The organism is Paenibacillus aceris (assembly GCF_017874035.1).
In the GTDB taxonomy this organism is placed as follows: domain Bacteria; phylum Bacillota; class Bacilli; order Paenibacillales; family NBRC-103111; genus Paenibacillus_E; species Paenibacillus_E aceris.
In genome coordinates this window covers 1-14,274 of record NZ_JAGGKV010000038.1, presented here as the reverse complement: position 1 = coordinate 14,274, position 14,274 = coordinate 1, and the positions used below count along the sequence as shown (strand labels likewise).

14 protein-coding genes and 1 pseudogene are annotated in these 14,274 nt (G+C 41.5%); 14 read left to right on the top strand and 1 reads right to left on the bottom strand.

Annotated features, from left to right (window positions below; genetic code table 11):
• Positions 1-113: 113 nt before the first annotated feature.
• The 14 genes and pseudogenes from J2Z65_RS33595 to J2Z65_RS33530 all read left to right on the top strand — a co-directional run bounded on the left by J2Z65_RS33595 (position 114) and on the right by J2Z65_RS33530 (position 13,465).
• Positions 114-1,235, top strand: a complete 1,122-nt coding sequence (locus J2Z65_RS33595; RefSeq protein WP_167062906.1) for a betaine/proline/choline family ABC transporter ATP-binding protein — start codon at positions 114-116, stop codon at positions 1,233-1,235.
• A 15-nt stretch (positions 1,236-1,250) separates the two neighbouring features.
• Positions 1,251-1,961, top strand: a complete 711-nt coding sequence (locus J2Z65_RS33590; RefSeq protein ID WP_167062903.1) for an ABC transporter permease — start codon at positions 1,251-1,253, stop codon at positions 1,959-1,961.
• A gap of 20 nt (positions 1,962-1,981) precedes the next feature.
• Complete coding sequence (locus J2Z65_RS33585) at positions 1,982-2,938, top strand: ABC transporter substrate-binding protein (protein ID WP_167062900.1); 957 nt, start codon at positions 1,982-1,984, stop codon at positions 2,936-2,938.
• A gap of 40 nt (positions 2,939-2,978) precedes the next feature.
• Complete coding sequence (locus J2Z65_RS33580) at positions 2,979-3,500, top strand: DUF2179 domain-containing protein (RefSeq protein WP_167062897.1); 522 nt, start codon at positions 2,979-2,981, stop codon at positions 3,498-3,500.
• Positions 3,497-4,621: a mandelate racemase/muconate lactonizing enzyme family protein gene (locus J2Z65_RS33575; RefSeq protein ID WP_167062895.1), complete on the top strand. Its 1,125-nt coding sequence runs from the start codon at positions 3,497-3,499 to the stop codon at positions 4,619-4,621. Before J2Z65_RS33580 ends, J2Z65_RS33575 begins: the two co-directional genes overlap by 4 nt.
• A 12-nt stretch (positions 4,622-4,633) precedes the next feature.
• A complete protein-coding gene (locus tag J2Z65_RS33570) occupies positions 4,634-5,968 on the top strand; it encodes a lyase family protein (protein WP_240159881.1) in 1,335 nt (444 codons plus the stop codon).
• Positions 5,969-5,970: 2 nt separating this feature from the next.
• Positions 5,971-7,470: pseudogene (locus J2Z65_RS33565) on the top strand (aldehyde dehydrogenase family protein).
• 25 nt (positions 7,471-7,495) lie between these two features.
• The gene (locus J2Z65_RS33560; protein ID WP_167062890.1) at positions 7,496-8,608 is read left to right on the top strand and encodes a Zn-dependent alcohol dehydrogenase; all 1,113 of its coding nucleotides are present in this window, start codon (positions 7,496-7,498) and stop codon (positions 8,606-8,608) included.
• 80 nt (positions 8,609-8,688) lie between these two features.
• Positions 8,689-9,396 carry an SDR family NAD(P)-dependent oxidoreductase gene (locus tag J2Z65_RS33555; RefSeq protein WP_167062887.1) on the top strand — a complete coding sequence of 236 codons (708 nt, stop codon included), beginning with the start codon at positions 8,689-8,691 and terminating at the stop codon, positions 9,394-9,396.
• A gap of 421 nt (positions 9,397-9,817) precedes the next feature.
• The gene (locus J2Z65_RS33550) at positions 9,818-10,165 is read left to right on the top strand and encodes an NfeD family protein (RefSeq protein ID WP_167062884.1); all 348 of its coding nucleotides are present in this window, start codon (positions 9,818-9,820) and stop codon (positions 10,163-10,165) included.
• Between the two features lie 7 nt (positions 10,166-10,172).
• Complete coding sequence (locus J2Z65_RS33545) at positions 10,173-11,114, top strand: SPFH domain-containing protein (protein ID WP_167062881.1); 942 nt, start codon at positions 10,173-10,175, stop codon at positions 11,112-11,114.
• A gap of 248 nt (positions 11,115-11,362) precedes the next feature.
• Entirely contained in the window at positions 11,363-11,536 is a 174-nt protein-coding gene (locus J2Z65_RS33540) for a hypothetical protein (RefSeq protein WP_167062879.1), read from the top strand.
• Between the two features lie 127 nt (positions 11,537-11,663).
• A complete protein-coding gene (locus J2Z65_RS33535) occupies positions 11,664-12,845 on the top strand; it encodes a PDDEXK-like family protein (protein WP_167062876.1) in 1,182 nt (393 codons plus the stop codon).
• A 218-nt stretch (positions 12,846-13,063) separates the two neighbouring features.
• Positions 13,064-13,465: an oxidoreductase gene (locus J2Z65_RS33530; protein ID WP_167062873.1), complete on the top strand. Its 402-nt coding sequence runs from the start codon at positions 13,064-13,066 to the stop codon at positions 13,463-13,465.
• A 138-nt stretch (positions 13,466-13,603) separates the two neighbouring features.
• Here J2Z65_RS33530 and J2Z65_RS33525 read toward each other — a convergent pair whose 3' ends face one another.
• On the bottom strand, positions 13,604-13,942 hold the full coding sequence (locus J2Z65_RS33525) for a nuclear transport factor 2 family protein (RefSeq protein ID WP_167062868.1): 339 nt from the start codon (positions 13,940-13,942) through the stop codon (positions 13,604-13,606).
• Positions 13,943-14,274 lie beyond the last annotated feature (332 nt).

The following is a 14,274-nucleotide window of genomic DNA, read 5'->3' as shown; positions in this document are numbered from 1 at the left end:
GCATGCGGCTCTTGAAGAGAGCCGCATTTTTGCATGCAAATAAATTGGCACGGTTTTTGCTATATATAATATTGAGGGAGAAATTAAACAAATGACATCAAGGGAGGGGTACAATGATTCGGTTTGAAAGCGTAAGTAAATCCTATGCCGGAGTGCAAACGTTGATGGATGTCAGCTTTGAAGTACAGAAGGGCGAGATCGTTTCCTTAATCGGACCGAGTGGATGTGGAAAGACAACGACGCTCCGTATGGTCAATCGGTTAATCGAACCATCATCTGGTAATATTTTTGTGCAAAATGAAGACATTTCGAAATTAAACGCAGTTGAACTAAGACGAAATATCGGTTACGTCATTCAGCAAGTAGGTCTGCTGCCACATATGACGATTGGCAAAAATATTGGCCTTGTACCAAAGTTGAAAGGGTGGAAAGAGAAAGATTACTCTCAGCGAATCGATAACTTGCTTGAGATGGTTGGACTAGATCCGCATATATTCCGTAACCGTTATCCATCCGAATTAAGCGGGGGGCAACAGCAAAGAATCGGCGTTATACGAGCTTTGGCCGCCGAACCTCCGATCGTGTTAATGGATGAGCCCTTTAGCGCACTTGATCCGATCAGTCGGGAACAGCTTCAGGATGAACTTAGTAAATTGCAAAAGGAAATTAACAAGACGATCTTGTTTGTCACACACGATATGGATGAAGCATTAAAAATCTCCGATCGGATCGCCATAATGAACAAAGGGAGTATTGTACAGCTCGACACGCCAAAAAATATTTTGAGCCGCCCAGCTAATCGCTTCGTTAGCGAATTTATCGGTGAAAAGCGACTGAGTGCATCGAATGTTGATTCAAAAAGGGCGATCGCGAAGTACATGATTCGGCCGAAAGCAAAATTGCAATGTAAGCAAACGGTTGGAGATGCCATGAAGCTTTCGCGTCAAAATGGCGAAGAAGCATGGATCGTATGTGATCTGGAAGGAAAGTATTACGGCATCGTAACTTTGGAAGCGCTTCAGCGTCATAATCGACCCGACGATTGTGTGGAAAAGGCTGCATTTGCTCGAATTCCAGTGCTTGAGTCGGATGAAAGCTGGGAAAAGGCTGCAGTTCAAATGCTCGAGAATAAATTGAACGTACTCCCGATCGCTGTTTGTGGAGATGTTGTCGGATACGTAACGAAGGAAAGTATACTCGTTGGCTTATCGGGAGCAACGACTAAAATTAGTTAAGAAAGGAGGTTTCCAATGGATAAATCAACAAATGCTTTTGATTTGTTCGTTAACACGTTTATTTCGAATAAAAGCATTATCCTAACGGCTTTATGGCAGCACATTTATATTTCGCTAACATCACTCGTGATATCACTTTGCATCTCCATTCCGCTCGGCATTTATTTAACGAGAAAGAAAAATCTTGCAGGGATCGCGATCGGAATTACAGGAGTGTTTCAAACGATTCCAAGTATTGCTCTGTTCGGATTCATGCTTCCATTCGTTGGCATTGGCGTGAAGCCGACCATTATCGCACTTGTACTCTACTCGCTATTACCGATCGTACGGAATGTATATACCGGTATTCTTGAGGTGAATCAAGCTGTCGTCGATGCGGGACGCGGGATGGGGATGACGAATTGGCAAATTTTGTGGAACATTGAATTGCCTCTCGCATTGCCCGTGGTCATGGCAGGCGTACGTACAGCAGCTGTTTCGACGATTGGAGTAACGACAATTGCAGCCTTTATTGGCGCTGGAGGCCTCGGTGAAATCGTGTTTAGAGGTGTGGCACTTATGCGGACAGAGCTGATTATTGCTGGAGGTGTACCTGCAGCGCTGCTGGCTGTTATAACAGAACTGTTGTTAAAACGTTTGGAGGCGAAAGTAACGCCTAACAAGCATTCTCTTACCAAACAAACAAGCGGTTTAAAAAAGAAAGTGGAAAGAACAGCTAAAGCATAAAAAATAGGAGGGTTCAACAAATGAAAAAAGTTAAATGGCTATCTTTAGCATTATCATTAGTTTTCATATTGCTCTCTGCATGCTCTAATCAATCAGTATCTACGGCGGGGTCCTCAACTTCGGATAAGGCTGCTCAAGAGAAGAAGAAAATCAAGATGGTCGTAGGCGGAAAAGGATTTTCGGAACAATACTTACTAGCCCAATTAGTAGGTCAACTACTGCAGAAAAACACTGATTATGATGTCTCCATCAATGAATCCGGTTTTGCTGCATCCTCGTTTATCAATCAAGCGATGAAGGATGGAAAGGTCGATGTATTCGTCGATTACACCGGAACCGGCTATTTGAATGTATTGAAAAATAAATTTGATCCAACGGATACGAAAGAAACCGTATATAAGAAAGTAAAAGAGGGGTATGAGAAGGAATTCGGCTTCACATGGCTTGATCCGCTTGGATTTACGAACACTTACACCATTCTCCTCAGACAAGATACGATGAAGGAATTAAACATCTCGACCTTCTCCGATCTTGTGAAACATGCGCCAAATTTGGTGCTGGGTATTGATAATACTTTTTATGACCGCCAAGACGGACTCAAGGGTTTATCAGAGAAATACGGATTTAAATTTAAAGATATTAAGCAAATGGAAATTCCGTTAGCATTCCCGGCGCTTGCTGAGAAAAAAATCGACGTGCTTGTAGCTTATTCTACAGACGGTCGAATACCGGCCTTGAAATTGGCCTCGTTAAAAGATGATAAAAATTACTTCCCCCCATATTATGCTGCACCTATCGTGACGATGGATTTTGCGAAGAAGTATCCGGATGCCGTGCAAGTAATCAACAAACTGGCAGGAAAAATTGATGATCAAACGATGTCCAAGTTAAATGCAAAAGCTGATGTAGAAAAAAGAACAGCAGCTGATGTAGCGAAGGAATTTTTAACCGAGAACGGCATGATTCCGAAAAAATAAGACTTTATTTATCGCCATCCCGATGAGGAGATGAGTTGCCTTGTGGATCTTACTTACCATATTTATCATACAAGTCATTTACGTCTCCAGTTTGACAACGAGAATGATTTTAACATTAAGAGGCTATCGTTACTTTGCAGCTTTGATAAGTATGGTCGATATTATGGTCTATACCATCGGTTTAAAACTGGTACTTGATAACTTAAGCCAGCCCATCAATCTTGTTGTCTATTGTATAAGCTATGGCATCGGCATTCTGTGTGGGATGAAGTTGGAAGAAAAATTAGCGCTTGGCTATGTTACTGTACAAATCATACCAAGCAGTCGAGACAATACGATCTCTTCCATCCTGCGTGAAAAAGGCTATGGGATTACACAATGGATGGGAGAAGGTATGGATGGTGAACGTGTATTACTGTCAATTACTATGCAAAGACGAAATCAAAGTCAACTTTTCCAGGAAATTTCGGAAATCGATCCCCAAGCTTTTATGGTAGCTCATGACATTAAACAATATCGTGGCGGTTTTTTCGCTGGACAACTAGGAGGAAGTAAAAAATGAAAATTACATCTATTGATATTAAACATTATCGCATTCCACTAGATCCTCCTTTCAGGGCATCTTGGGATCCAAAACCACGTACACAATTCGGCTCAACGGTCGTTTCCGTCCATACTGATGAAGGTATTACAGGTATTGCTTCCGGTGACTTAATGGTCGGATTTGCCGGTCATGAAAATTTGTTTATCGGCCAGGATCCATTCGAAATCGAGCGGCACTCTCAAATCATTGATAACATCGATTTGCATTACGGCCGCTGTTGGCCGCTTGACCTTGCTTTATGGGACATTATGGGTAAAGCAACAGGTCAACCCATCTATAAACTGCTCGGAGGCCGTCAAAATAAGATGCTGGCATACGCGTCTACAGGTGAAATGCTTGCGCCTGAAGTCCGTGCAGATCGAGCAGTTGGCCTTGTGGAAGAAGGCTTTAAAGCTATGAAAATTCGTTTTCATAATGCCAATCCGAAGGATGATATTAAAATCGTAGAAGCTGTTCGTAAAGCTGTAGGAGATAAGCTAGAAATTATGGTTGATGCCAATCAAGGCTGGAAAATGCCTTGGGATGTTGAAAGAACTTGGGATTTAAAGCAAGCCTACCAGGTAGCCAGGGAGCTTGAAAATCTTGGGGTTCTATGGTTGGAGGAGCCACTGCCTTGTCATGATTTCATAGGTATGGCACAGCTTCGTCAAATGGTTGGAATTCGGATTGCCGGCGGCGAAATGAATCGGAATTGGTACGATTTCAGAGAAATGATCCGTCATGGCTCACTAGACGTATATCAGCCGGATGTGGCCTTGACAGGTGGATTCACCCAAATTAAGAAAGTAGCCGAAATGGCCCAGGCTAATGGGCATTGGTTCACGCCGCACAGCTGGAGCAATGGTGTGGGTATGCTGGCTAATCTGCAGCTTACATGTGCGGTCAGCACTTGCCCGTATTTCGAAGTTCCTTTTGATCCGCCGACTTGGACACCGGAACGCCGCGATTTCATACAAGCTGACAAGCTGCGGGTCGATAAGGACGGATACATCGCTGCACCTGATAAACCTGGGTTAGGATTTGAACTGGATATGGAAATGTTAGCGAAGTATGAGATTAACTCCGTACATATGTGGTAGGTGAATATGGATATGATGCGAACAGAAGAGGATTTTTTAGGAAAAGTCTCAGTTCCTGCAGAAGCTTTGTACGGAATTTATACGGTAAGGACCGTTCGTAACCTATCTTTTTCGGGACGGCAATTGGGTCAATATCCGACCTATCTCCGCTCGCTTGCGCTTGTTAAAAAAGCCGCTGCGCAAGCAAATTATGAAGCCGAGGTGTTTGATAAGCAAACATGCGAAGCTATAGAAAAAGCGTGTGACCTTATTATTTCAGGTGAATATGCGGACCAGTTCCCCGTCGATATATTGAGCGGCGGGGGTGGAACTGGCATTAACATGAATATCAACGAAGTGATCGCGAACGTCAGCAATGAGCTGCTTGGTGGGAAGCGAGGTTTCTATGATCTCGTTCACCCAGTTGATCACGTGAGCGCTTGCCAATCCTCTACCGATGTATGCCACACGGCGATGCGAATGACAATTTCAACGCTTTGGAAGAAGTTAAATTCTGCACTTTACAAACTGGTTTCTGCCATGGATCAAAAGGCATTTGATTTTATGCCAATTCTTACGATCGCCCGCACTTGCTTTCAAGATGCGACAACGGTCTCGATGGGGAATCAATTCAGCGGTTATTCAGCCGTCGTTGAACGAAGAAGACAAGAAATCGACCGTGCGGTCAACAAACTGAAGATGGTTAATTTAGGCGCTACCGTTGTTGGTACGGGCATTAGTGCCCTTACTGCGTATCGGGAGGTGGTAATCGATAAGCTGCAAGAAGTAACGGGCAATATCGATTTGCGCTTGCGGGATAATTTATTTGATGCCGCACAAAACTTTGATGACCTTGCTGAAGTCTCTTCAAGACTTGCGTTACTGGCATCGACACTCAGCAAGATTGCCCATGATTTCCGGATGCTGTCCTCAGGTCCGGAAGCGGGGTTCGCAGAGCTACAATTGCCGGCTGTGCAGCCGGGCTCGTCATTCTTCCCTGGTAAAATTAATCCGGTAGTTCCTGAAACAATGATTCATTGCAGCTTTCAGATGATAGGATTCGACCGGACAGTACAAGCGGCATATGAGCACGGAGAATTGAACTTGAACGTGTGGGAAGGACTTGCTGCATGGAACATTTATGAATCAATTAGCATGTGTGCGGAAGCCGTTGAGCATTTCGTTACGGATTGTGTCGACGGAATTACGGTGAATGCAGAGCGGTGCAAGCAATTTGCGGAAAGCACAATTCCATTTGTACTGGAGCTTAAGGTTAAAGAAGGCTATTCGAGCGTTACCAATATGCTGAAGGAAGCGGAAAAAAAGGGGATTACCATTAAAGAGCTAGTCCACCAAGGAGGAGAGTAACAATGACTATGGAGAGTCCGAAACTGGAATGGGCAAAAGAATGGTTAAAAACGACGAAGCGACTTTATATTGGCGGGGAATGGACGGATAGTTCGAACGATCGTACGATCGACGCGATCAATCCTGCGACTGGCCAGGTACTCGGCAGCATTCAAGAAGCGACGAAGGAAAATGTGGATCAAGCTGTCACAGCTGCGCAGAACGCATTTAAAAAAGGGGCATGGCCCTCGATGGGACGCAAGGAGCGGGCAAATGTCATGCGCTGAATTGCGGAAGTCATTCGTGAGCATCGTGCTGAATTAGCAACTTTGGAAGCTTTAGACAATGGGAAATTATACAAGGAAGCCTATTACGACGATTTGGGTGAATCTGCTGATATTTTTGATTACTACGCAGGCTGGACCGATAAAATACATGGTGAAACGATGCCAGTGGAAGGGCAATTTCTGAATTATACGCAACGTGTTCCAGTAGGTGTGTGCGGTCAGATCGTGCCATGGAACTACCCGATGCTGATGTCTACTTGGAAGCTGGCACCGGCACTTGCTACAGGTAATACGGTCGTGCTGAAACCATCTAGCGCAACGCCGTTTTCGGTCGTTCGTTTATTCGAAATTTTGCACGATGAGAAATTATTACCGCAGGGCGTTATTAACTTAATTTTAGGAAGCGGTAAAACGGGGTCTTTTATTTCTAGTCATGCAGGAGTCGATAAAGTATCTTTTACCGGCAGTACAGCTGTTGGCAAACAGCTCGTCCATGATTCAGCAAATTCGAATTTGAAAACGGTAACTCTTGAGCTTGGCGGTAAATCGCCGAACATTATTTTCAATGATCCGCCGGATGTGGAATATGCAATTGAACGTTCGTTTACTGGACTGTTCACGCATAAAGGAGAAAAATGCTCATCGCCAACTCGCTTATTCGTTCACAAATCATTATACGAGTATGCCGTTTCACGTCTTGCGGAGCTTGCGGATCGTTACGTGCTCGGAGATCCTTTTGATCCGAGAAGTGATCAAGGAGCACAGTGTACGAAATCACATATGGAGAGCATTTTGGAGTATATCGAAATCGGCAAAGCGGAAGGCGCTCGTGTGGCAGCGGGAGGCGTACGAGATATGAACGGTTCGAATGCGAACGGGTACTTCATACGTCCGACAATTTTAGCAGATGTGAAAAATAACATGCGAGTCGCACAAGAAGAAATTTTTGGGCCCGTGCTCGTCGTTATTCCGTTCGATCATGATGAGGAAGTAATCGAGATGGCGAACGATACGATTTACGGTTTGGCTGCAGGGTTATGGACGAAGGACATCACCCGGGCTCATCGTGTTGCGGCACGGCTTGATGCAGGAGCTGTCTTTATCAACAAGTACGGCTGCTATGATTTAGCCAGCCCGTTTGGCGGATTTAAACAAAGTGGTTGGGGTAAGGAATGTGGCATTCAATCACTCGACTCTTACACGAAAGTAAAATCGATTTGGGTCAACCTGAACTAAACTCATAAATGATGGAGGGTGTAATATGAAAGTTAAGGCAGCGATACGCACAGAACTAGGTGAACCACTAGTAATCGATTATGTTGATTTGGCTCCTCCTAAGGCCAATGAGGTGTTGGTGAAAATTGGCGCTTCAGGCGTTTGTCATAGCGATTTAAATAGCTTAAACGATCCGACGCTTCGCTTACCGAACATTCTCGGCCATGAAGGCTCAGGTACTGTGGTCGAAATCGGACCTAATGTAAGGAGCGTGAAAGTCGGAGATAAGGTAGCATTAAGCTGGATTCCGTACTGTGGCGTTTGTTTGTATTGCAAAAATGGAGAGGTACATTTATGCGAAACGGCTTTCGGACCGATTTTCGACGGCACTTTGCTCGATGGGACATCGAGATTAAGCAGAAACGGCGAAACCGTTTATCACGATTCCGTATTATCCACCTTTGCTGAATATGCCGTTGTATCTGAAATGTCTTGCGTAAAAATTCCAGATGAAATGCCTTTCGCACAAGCGGCTCTGCTTGGATGCGGAGTCGCTACCGGATACGGTGCTGCCGTCTATGCGGCAGGGGTAACCTCAGGATCTACTGTTGCTGTTTTCGGTATCGGGGGCGTCGGTGTTAACGCGATTCAAGGGGCCCGAATCGTTGGCGCATCCAAAATCATTGCGTGTGATTTAAAAGACCAGAATCTCGAAATTGCTAAAAAATATGGAGCAACTCACACCATTAATGTCGGCAAAGAAGATGTTGTTGAAGTATTGAAAGAGTTAACAGGCGGTTATGGGGTTGACTATGCAATTGATGCGACGGGCAACACGAATGCTACTGTTAACGCATGGCTTGGAACGCGCAGAGGTGGAACTACGGTTGCGGTAGGCTGGTTCAATCCTAATAAGGAATTAAACATTCCAGCCAAGGCGTTCCACCGACAAGCCAAAATTCTTAAAGGAAGTTTGTACGGAAATATCAACCCGTTGAGAGATATCGCGATTTTGGCGCAGCATTATTTAGACGGAAAGCTTTTGCTTGATGAACTTATCTTAGAGAGTATTACGCTGGAGGAAATCAATAACGCGCTCGATTCTTTTCATGATTGCAATTGTGTGAATGTGGGGCGTTCTATTGTCGTGTTTGAATAATTGCAAGATGAGAAGCGGCTCCGAAGGAGCTGCTCCTCTTTTTTTATCGAGAACCAATCCGTGCAAAGGGGAGAGGCAGCATGCAACAAACTGTGTGCATAACAGGCGCAAGCAAAGGTCTTGGGTTGGAGCTGGTTAAATTATTTTATGCTCACCGATATCGTGTATTTCCACTTGTAAGAACTAACGCAGCGGCTAATGATCTGCTAAAAGAAATGCCGACGTGCCACCCCATTGTCGCCGATGTAACAGAGGATACCTGCACCGACATTTTAAAAGCCGCATTATATGCACATACAAATGTGCTTGATATTTTGATCAATAACGCGGGAATCCCAGGAGTTGCTTATCAAATTGCACAGGTCACGACCCAAGAAACAAGTGAATTATTTAACGTGCATAGCTTAGGCGTCATTCGAACGGTACAGGCTGCTCTTAGCTTTCTCGAACGATCATCTGTACCAAGAATCATTAATATTTCATCTAGATTGGCCTCTCTATCAAAGACAGCTTCAGGCGAATTTTATGAAGGTGGGTTTAGTTATTCCTACAGAATGGCTAAGGCAGCACAAAATATGCTGACTCTCTGTTTAGACCAAGAACTGAGGAGTAGGGGGATTCATGTGAGTGCGGTTCATCCTGGCAAACTCAATACAAAATGTGCATCCCATGATGCCAACATGGACCCAAAAGAAGCTGCAGAGAAAATTTTTGCTTGGTGCCAAGCGGCCGGACTTCATAATTCAGGCTATTATGTGGAGCCTGGTATGGGGAAATTGCCTTGGTAATAACGAGATAAGATGGGATTCAAAAACCCGGAAAAATCTTATGTATTTTTTGTGAAAGTATCTCGTTGAAGAGTTAGGGATTTGCAAGGAACTAGCCTGCATGCGGACTTCGACTTCTTGATTACATGGAGCTTGATGCTTAGGTTTTGCAGCTAACAATGATGTTTGGGGTCAAAGCTTATAATGATGCCAGTAAACCTTGAGTTTACTGGTTTTTTGCATTTGAAAAACTTTACAAATTAATCTGTAAAGTAACTGCCTCCTTTGTTGTTTTTAATGACATAGTCAAGCATGATATCACATAAAACTTAACAAGGAATTGATGCTGAAAGCGAGGTGCGGAAACAAATTGCTTTGGTTACTGTGGCTTATTTTGGCCGTGTTATTTGTGATATTCGAACTTTATACAGGTACTTTTTACATGTTAGTTCTAGCAGCCAGTGCTTTTATTTCAATGATTACAGCAATATTCCATCTTTCTTTTCTGATACAGCTATGTGTGTTTACGGTTTGTGCCTTCTTGATTTATGTTTTTTTGTTACCTATTGTTCGCAAGCTAATACCTTCATCCAATGAATTGCTGCCATCACCGAATCAATTAATAGGTCAAAAGGCATTCGTAATAAGTGATATCAAACCTGGTGAAGGCGGTTTGGTTAAAGTAAATTCCGATATGTGGAGCGCATTCGCAGATGAGTTGATTCAAGCAGGTGAAGAAGCGATTGTTATAGATGTTAAAGTCACGAAACTTTATGTAAAAAAGGGGTAGGTGTAATATGGTAGGGGTTATCGTATTTCTTTTTCTCATTATTCTTATTGTTATTGTCATCGTTAAAGGAATTAGGATTGTTCCGCAACAAACTGTAGCGATTGTTGAAAGAGTAGGAAAGTTTTATAAAACACTTCATGCAGGTATTAACATCATAATCCCAATTATTGATAATGTTCGCAGTCGGCATGATTTAAGAATTCAGCAGGAGAAAGTTCCATCCCAATCCGTTATTACAAAAGATAACGTGGCAATCGGTGTCGAACTTGCAACATTCTTCTCCGTGGTTGATCCTAAATTAGCTACATATGGAATAGCAAATTATGTGCAAGGCATTCATAATATTGTAGCTTCGGCTTTACGCTCCACGATAGGTAAAATGGAACTTGATGAAATTCTTTCGAATCGAGACCGAATTCAGGCTGAATTGCGTCAAGCCCTAGATAATGCCTCTGAAAACTGGGGAGTGAGAATCGATCGGGTAGAAATTTTACAACTAGAGATTCCAATCGATATACAAACCTCAATGGAGAAACAAATGAGAGCTGAACGAGAAAAACGGGCGAATATCTTACAGGCAGAAGGTGAAAAACAAGCTACCGTTCTTCGTGCAGAAGCGCAACAGTCCGCTGTTATACTTGCAGCGGAAGCAGAGAAACGACGTCAAATTCTTGACGCTGAAGCAAAGCAGAAGTCACAGGAACTAGAAGCTTTAGGACGTGCAGAAGCTATTAAGCTTGTTGCGAATGCAGAGCGTTCACGAATAGAAGCACTAAATGAAGCCGGTCTAAATTCTGAAATTCTTACTTATAAGTCTTTTGAGGCACTTTCAGAGATGGCTAAAGGAGAAGCATCAACAATCTTCATCCCAACGGATGTTGTTAGTACATTAGGCTCAGTTGGAGCGATTGCAAAAGTATTCAAATTAGATAAAAATACCGATAAATAATACGGCCCAGTCAAATCGATTAAAAAATGCTTAAAGAGCGTATTCATTCATTAAAAAACTGCATCCAAGTTCCGTTACCCTTCTGATACAGTGAAAAGAGGCGGCCTCGTCTAACGGCTGTCTCTTTTTTCTTTTGCCATAAACCAGAGGAGGAACGTGATGAAAAGCATACAGGCCTTCTTGAAGAATAAAAATATGTTAATTCGAATCATTTTGTCGGTCCCGAAATTCAGATGAGTTTTTATAATATGGATTTCAATACGAATGAACTTGGTCAAATTGGCAGCAAGCTTTACGAGTTAAGCAATACGAATTCTTTGATCCATTCGATCTATCTGCTGAATGATCAGAAGAAGCTGGCTTTCTCATCCCTAAGCACCAGGGCAGATTTGTTTAATTGCATACTTGTCTCAACTTTCTAGAATGGATGTTTTGCAAATAATACTTTACCTTGAATAAGTGTATTAATATGAAAATAATGGAAAAACTACCTTGAGTGTTTTTTCTGGTATCTAACATGTATACAAATTGGTAAAGCGGAGGAGCAGAATGGACGATCATATAGCAGCCATTGAAAAATTCCTTATGGATATCGAAGTATTGGATCCGTTAGAAGCTAGGCTTGCTGAATTTAATGTTTTTCAGACATTGAATATTCACCAAACTGAGATCCGCCATAGCAATGTCCTGGGTTGGTTGTTCAACCCTACTGAGAATCATGGACTAGGAGATACGTTCCTTAAAAAATTTATCCAGACCATTTATTTTAACAATAAAGCAACTTTAAGCAATGTGGAACTGTCGATGCTGGAACTTACCATGATGAATTATTTTGATTTTGAAGTAAGACGGGAATGGAATAACATAGATATAATGTTACTCTCAGAAGAAAATCAATTTATTCTTGTAATAGAAAATAAAGTATTAAGCAAAGAATCTGACCAACAGCTAAATAAGTACAAATCCATTATTGATACTCATTATTCGAATTACCAAAAAGTCTATCTTTTTCTTACACCTGACGGTGATCCGCCTAGTGATGAGGAAAATTGGATTAGTATTGACTACGAGTTAATGTACTCTACTTTATTGAATTCCCTTCGGTTAAAATCCGGGGTAATTAATGAACGAGTTAGACAATTTTTAGACCAATACATCGAGATCTTGAGGAGGTATTTTGTGGGAGAGAAAGACATTGAGAAGATATGTCGTGAGATCTACTACAAGCATCAGAAGGCCTTGGATTTGATATTTGATTTCAAGCCGGACATATATTTGGATATAAAAAATTATTTAAGTGAACTGTTGTACGAACGATCTGATGTCATCATTGATACCTTGAGTAAAACTTATATTCGGTTTATTACCCGAGAGATAGACAATATCATTCCCAGAGAAGGTACCGGTTGGACCAGAAGCAACAGAATATTACTAGTCGAAATTCAAAATAGAAATGACAAGTTAATTTTAAAAATCATTATTGGTCCAGGAAACCATATGTCTCGAATAAAGCTCTTTGAAATTTCAGAAAAGCAAAGCAATCTATTTAAAGGAAGACTTAAAAAATTTAGTGATAAATTTACTCAAATCTATTCAACAGAAATATTGCCTAAAAATTATATGGATCAATATGATTTTGAATGGATAAAGGCTAAGATAAAAAAAGAATATAATGATTTCATGGCAAATGATTATGAGAAGATAAGCAAAGCGATAGCTGAAGACTTCTAAAGGATTGTCTTGTCATTTATGTCTTTACGTTTATATGGTTAGATAGTTGCTGTAGGCAAGCTTTTAGTTAGGATGGAAATTTGAACAAGGATATATTGTGGTGGACTGTTTAGCACGTAACTTCTTGGGGGGGGTTGCTGAAATAATTTAAAGTGTTCATCTTGTACTTGTGCAATTATTGAACTAACGGAGAACATTAAAGCAATGGTGGGAATCGAATGAAATTGAATACTTTTTCTACAAAACTGATTTTAAACACAGACATTCCAAATAAATCATTTTATGATTTTGTTATTGATGGTAAATCATTATTAGACCTACTGAAAAAACATGAATATATCCCTTGCATTGGTCCAGGAACAAATAATTATAAGCAGGAATTAATTGAGGAGTTGACTCTAAAAAAACTAAGTAAACTGGGCGGAAACCGCTATCCTCTGTTTATATGTGCAGATTGTGGGGATCTGAATTGCGGTTTTGTTTCAGCGATCATTGAAGAAGAACATAATATGATTGTCTGGCGTGATTTTAAAAAAGGTGATCCAATGAAACTAACTCATGTAGGTCCTTATTATTTTGAAAAGAATAATTACATGAAAAATATTTTGAATACACTTTAGTTAAAGTGCCCTTCGTCATCAATTCATAAAACTAACGAAGAACGTTAGTTCAATAAATAAGGCGGTAGTCTAGGACTTTATTTTTCAGTCCAAGGCTACCGCTGTTTTTATTTTCAAGCCAGTCTAAACTACGCCACCTCACGAATTACCTTTAAGAAACCAGACCTTTGTAATTCGATCATCCTTTATTTCATATATAGCAACTGCTTTTAACGTAGAACCTTCTAGTCTTCCAGTTATTTCTTCATGATCTATTGCATAGTTTCCGTGAAATATTCTTTTATCAACGGTTGCTATCATATCAGGGTAGGATTCGAACAAGGTTTGATAGCGCGTCCTCATGGCCTCTTGACCTTCCAATCTGAGTGTATCGGGAAAATCATAGATTTTAATGTCCTCACTATAACAATCCATGAATGCGTCAATATTTTTATCGTTATATGCTTGTAATTGTCTCTGTACAACAGTTTCTTTCATTTTAGGTTCTCTCCTTCGAGCAGATTATTTGCAGATATTATTAAACTCCACTATAGAACGTTAGGTCAATATCTCCAAATGGAGCAGCGAAATCAAATCGATTTTTCATCATTGGATGATTCGCTTGGGAAAATAAACCATTGTCATTCGTTTGGGATCATGTTATATTACTAATCCGGTCAACGGACTGGTTGCGAAAGTGGCTTAAAAAAAACAAGTTGCAAAATAAAGTTTAGCATGGTATATTACATTTCGCTGCTTCGGTAACGCGGCGGTGAACGAAAGAAATTGATCTTTGAAAACTGAACAACGAGTGAGTAAAGCACAGTCGA

Excerpts from the sequence above, each read along its gene's own strand:
- J2Z65_RS33590 (WP_167062903.1), top strand. The coding sequence starts at position 1,251 with ATGGATAAATCAACAAATGCTTTTGATTTGTTCGTTAACACGTTTATT.
- J2Z65_RS33595 (WP_167062906.1), top strand. The coding sequence starts at position 114 with ATGATTCGGTTTGAAAGCGTAAGTAAATCCTATGCCGGAGTGCAAACG.
- J2Z65_RS33570 (WP_240159881.1), top strand. The coding sequence starts at position 4,634 with ATGATGCGAACAGAAGAGGATTTTTTAGGAAAAGTCTCAGTTCCTGCA.
- J2Z65_RS33585 (WP_167062900.1), top strand. The coding sequence starts at position 1,982 with ATGAAAAAAGTTAAATGGCTATCTTTAGCATTATCATTAGTTTTCATA.
- J2Z65_RS33530 (WP_167062873.1), top strand. The coding sequence starts at position 13,064 with ATGAAATTGAATACTTTTTCTACAAAACTGATTTTAAACACAGACATT.
- J2Z65_RS33560 (WP_167062890.1), top strand. The coding sequence starts at position 7,496 with ATGAAAGTTAAGGCAGCGATACGCACAGAACTAGGTGAACCACTAGTA.
- J2Z65_RS33575 (WP_167062895.1), top strand. The coding sequence starts at position 3,497 with ATGAAAATTACATCTATTGATATTAAACATTATCGCATTCCACTAGAT.
- J2Z65_RS33555 (WP_167062887.1), top strand. The coding sequence starts at position 8,689 with ATGCAACAAACTGTGTGCATAACAGGCGCAAGCAAAGGTCTTGGGTTG.
- J2Z65_RS33545 (WP_167062881.1), top strand. The coding sequence starts at position 10,173 with ATGGTAGGGGTTATCGTATTTCTTTTTCTCATTATTCTTATTGTTATT.
- J2Z65_RS33550 (WP_167062884.1), top strand. The coding sequence starts at position 9,818 with ATGTTAGTTCTAGCAGCCAGTGCTTTTATTTCAATGATTACAGCAATA.
- J2Z65_RS33535 (WP_167062876.1), top strand. The coding sequence starts at position 11,664 with ATGGACGATCATATAGCAGCCATTGAAAAATTCCTTATGGATATCGAA.
- J2Z65_RS33540 (WP_167062879.1), top strand. The coding sequence starts at position 11,363 with ATGGATTTCAATACGAATGAACTTGGTCAAATTGGCAGCAAGCTTTAC.
- J2Z65_RS33525 (WP_167062868.1), bottom strand. The coding sequence starts at position 13,942 with ATGAAAGAAACTGTTGTACAGAGACAATTACAAGCATATAACGATAAA.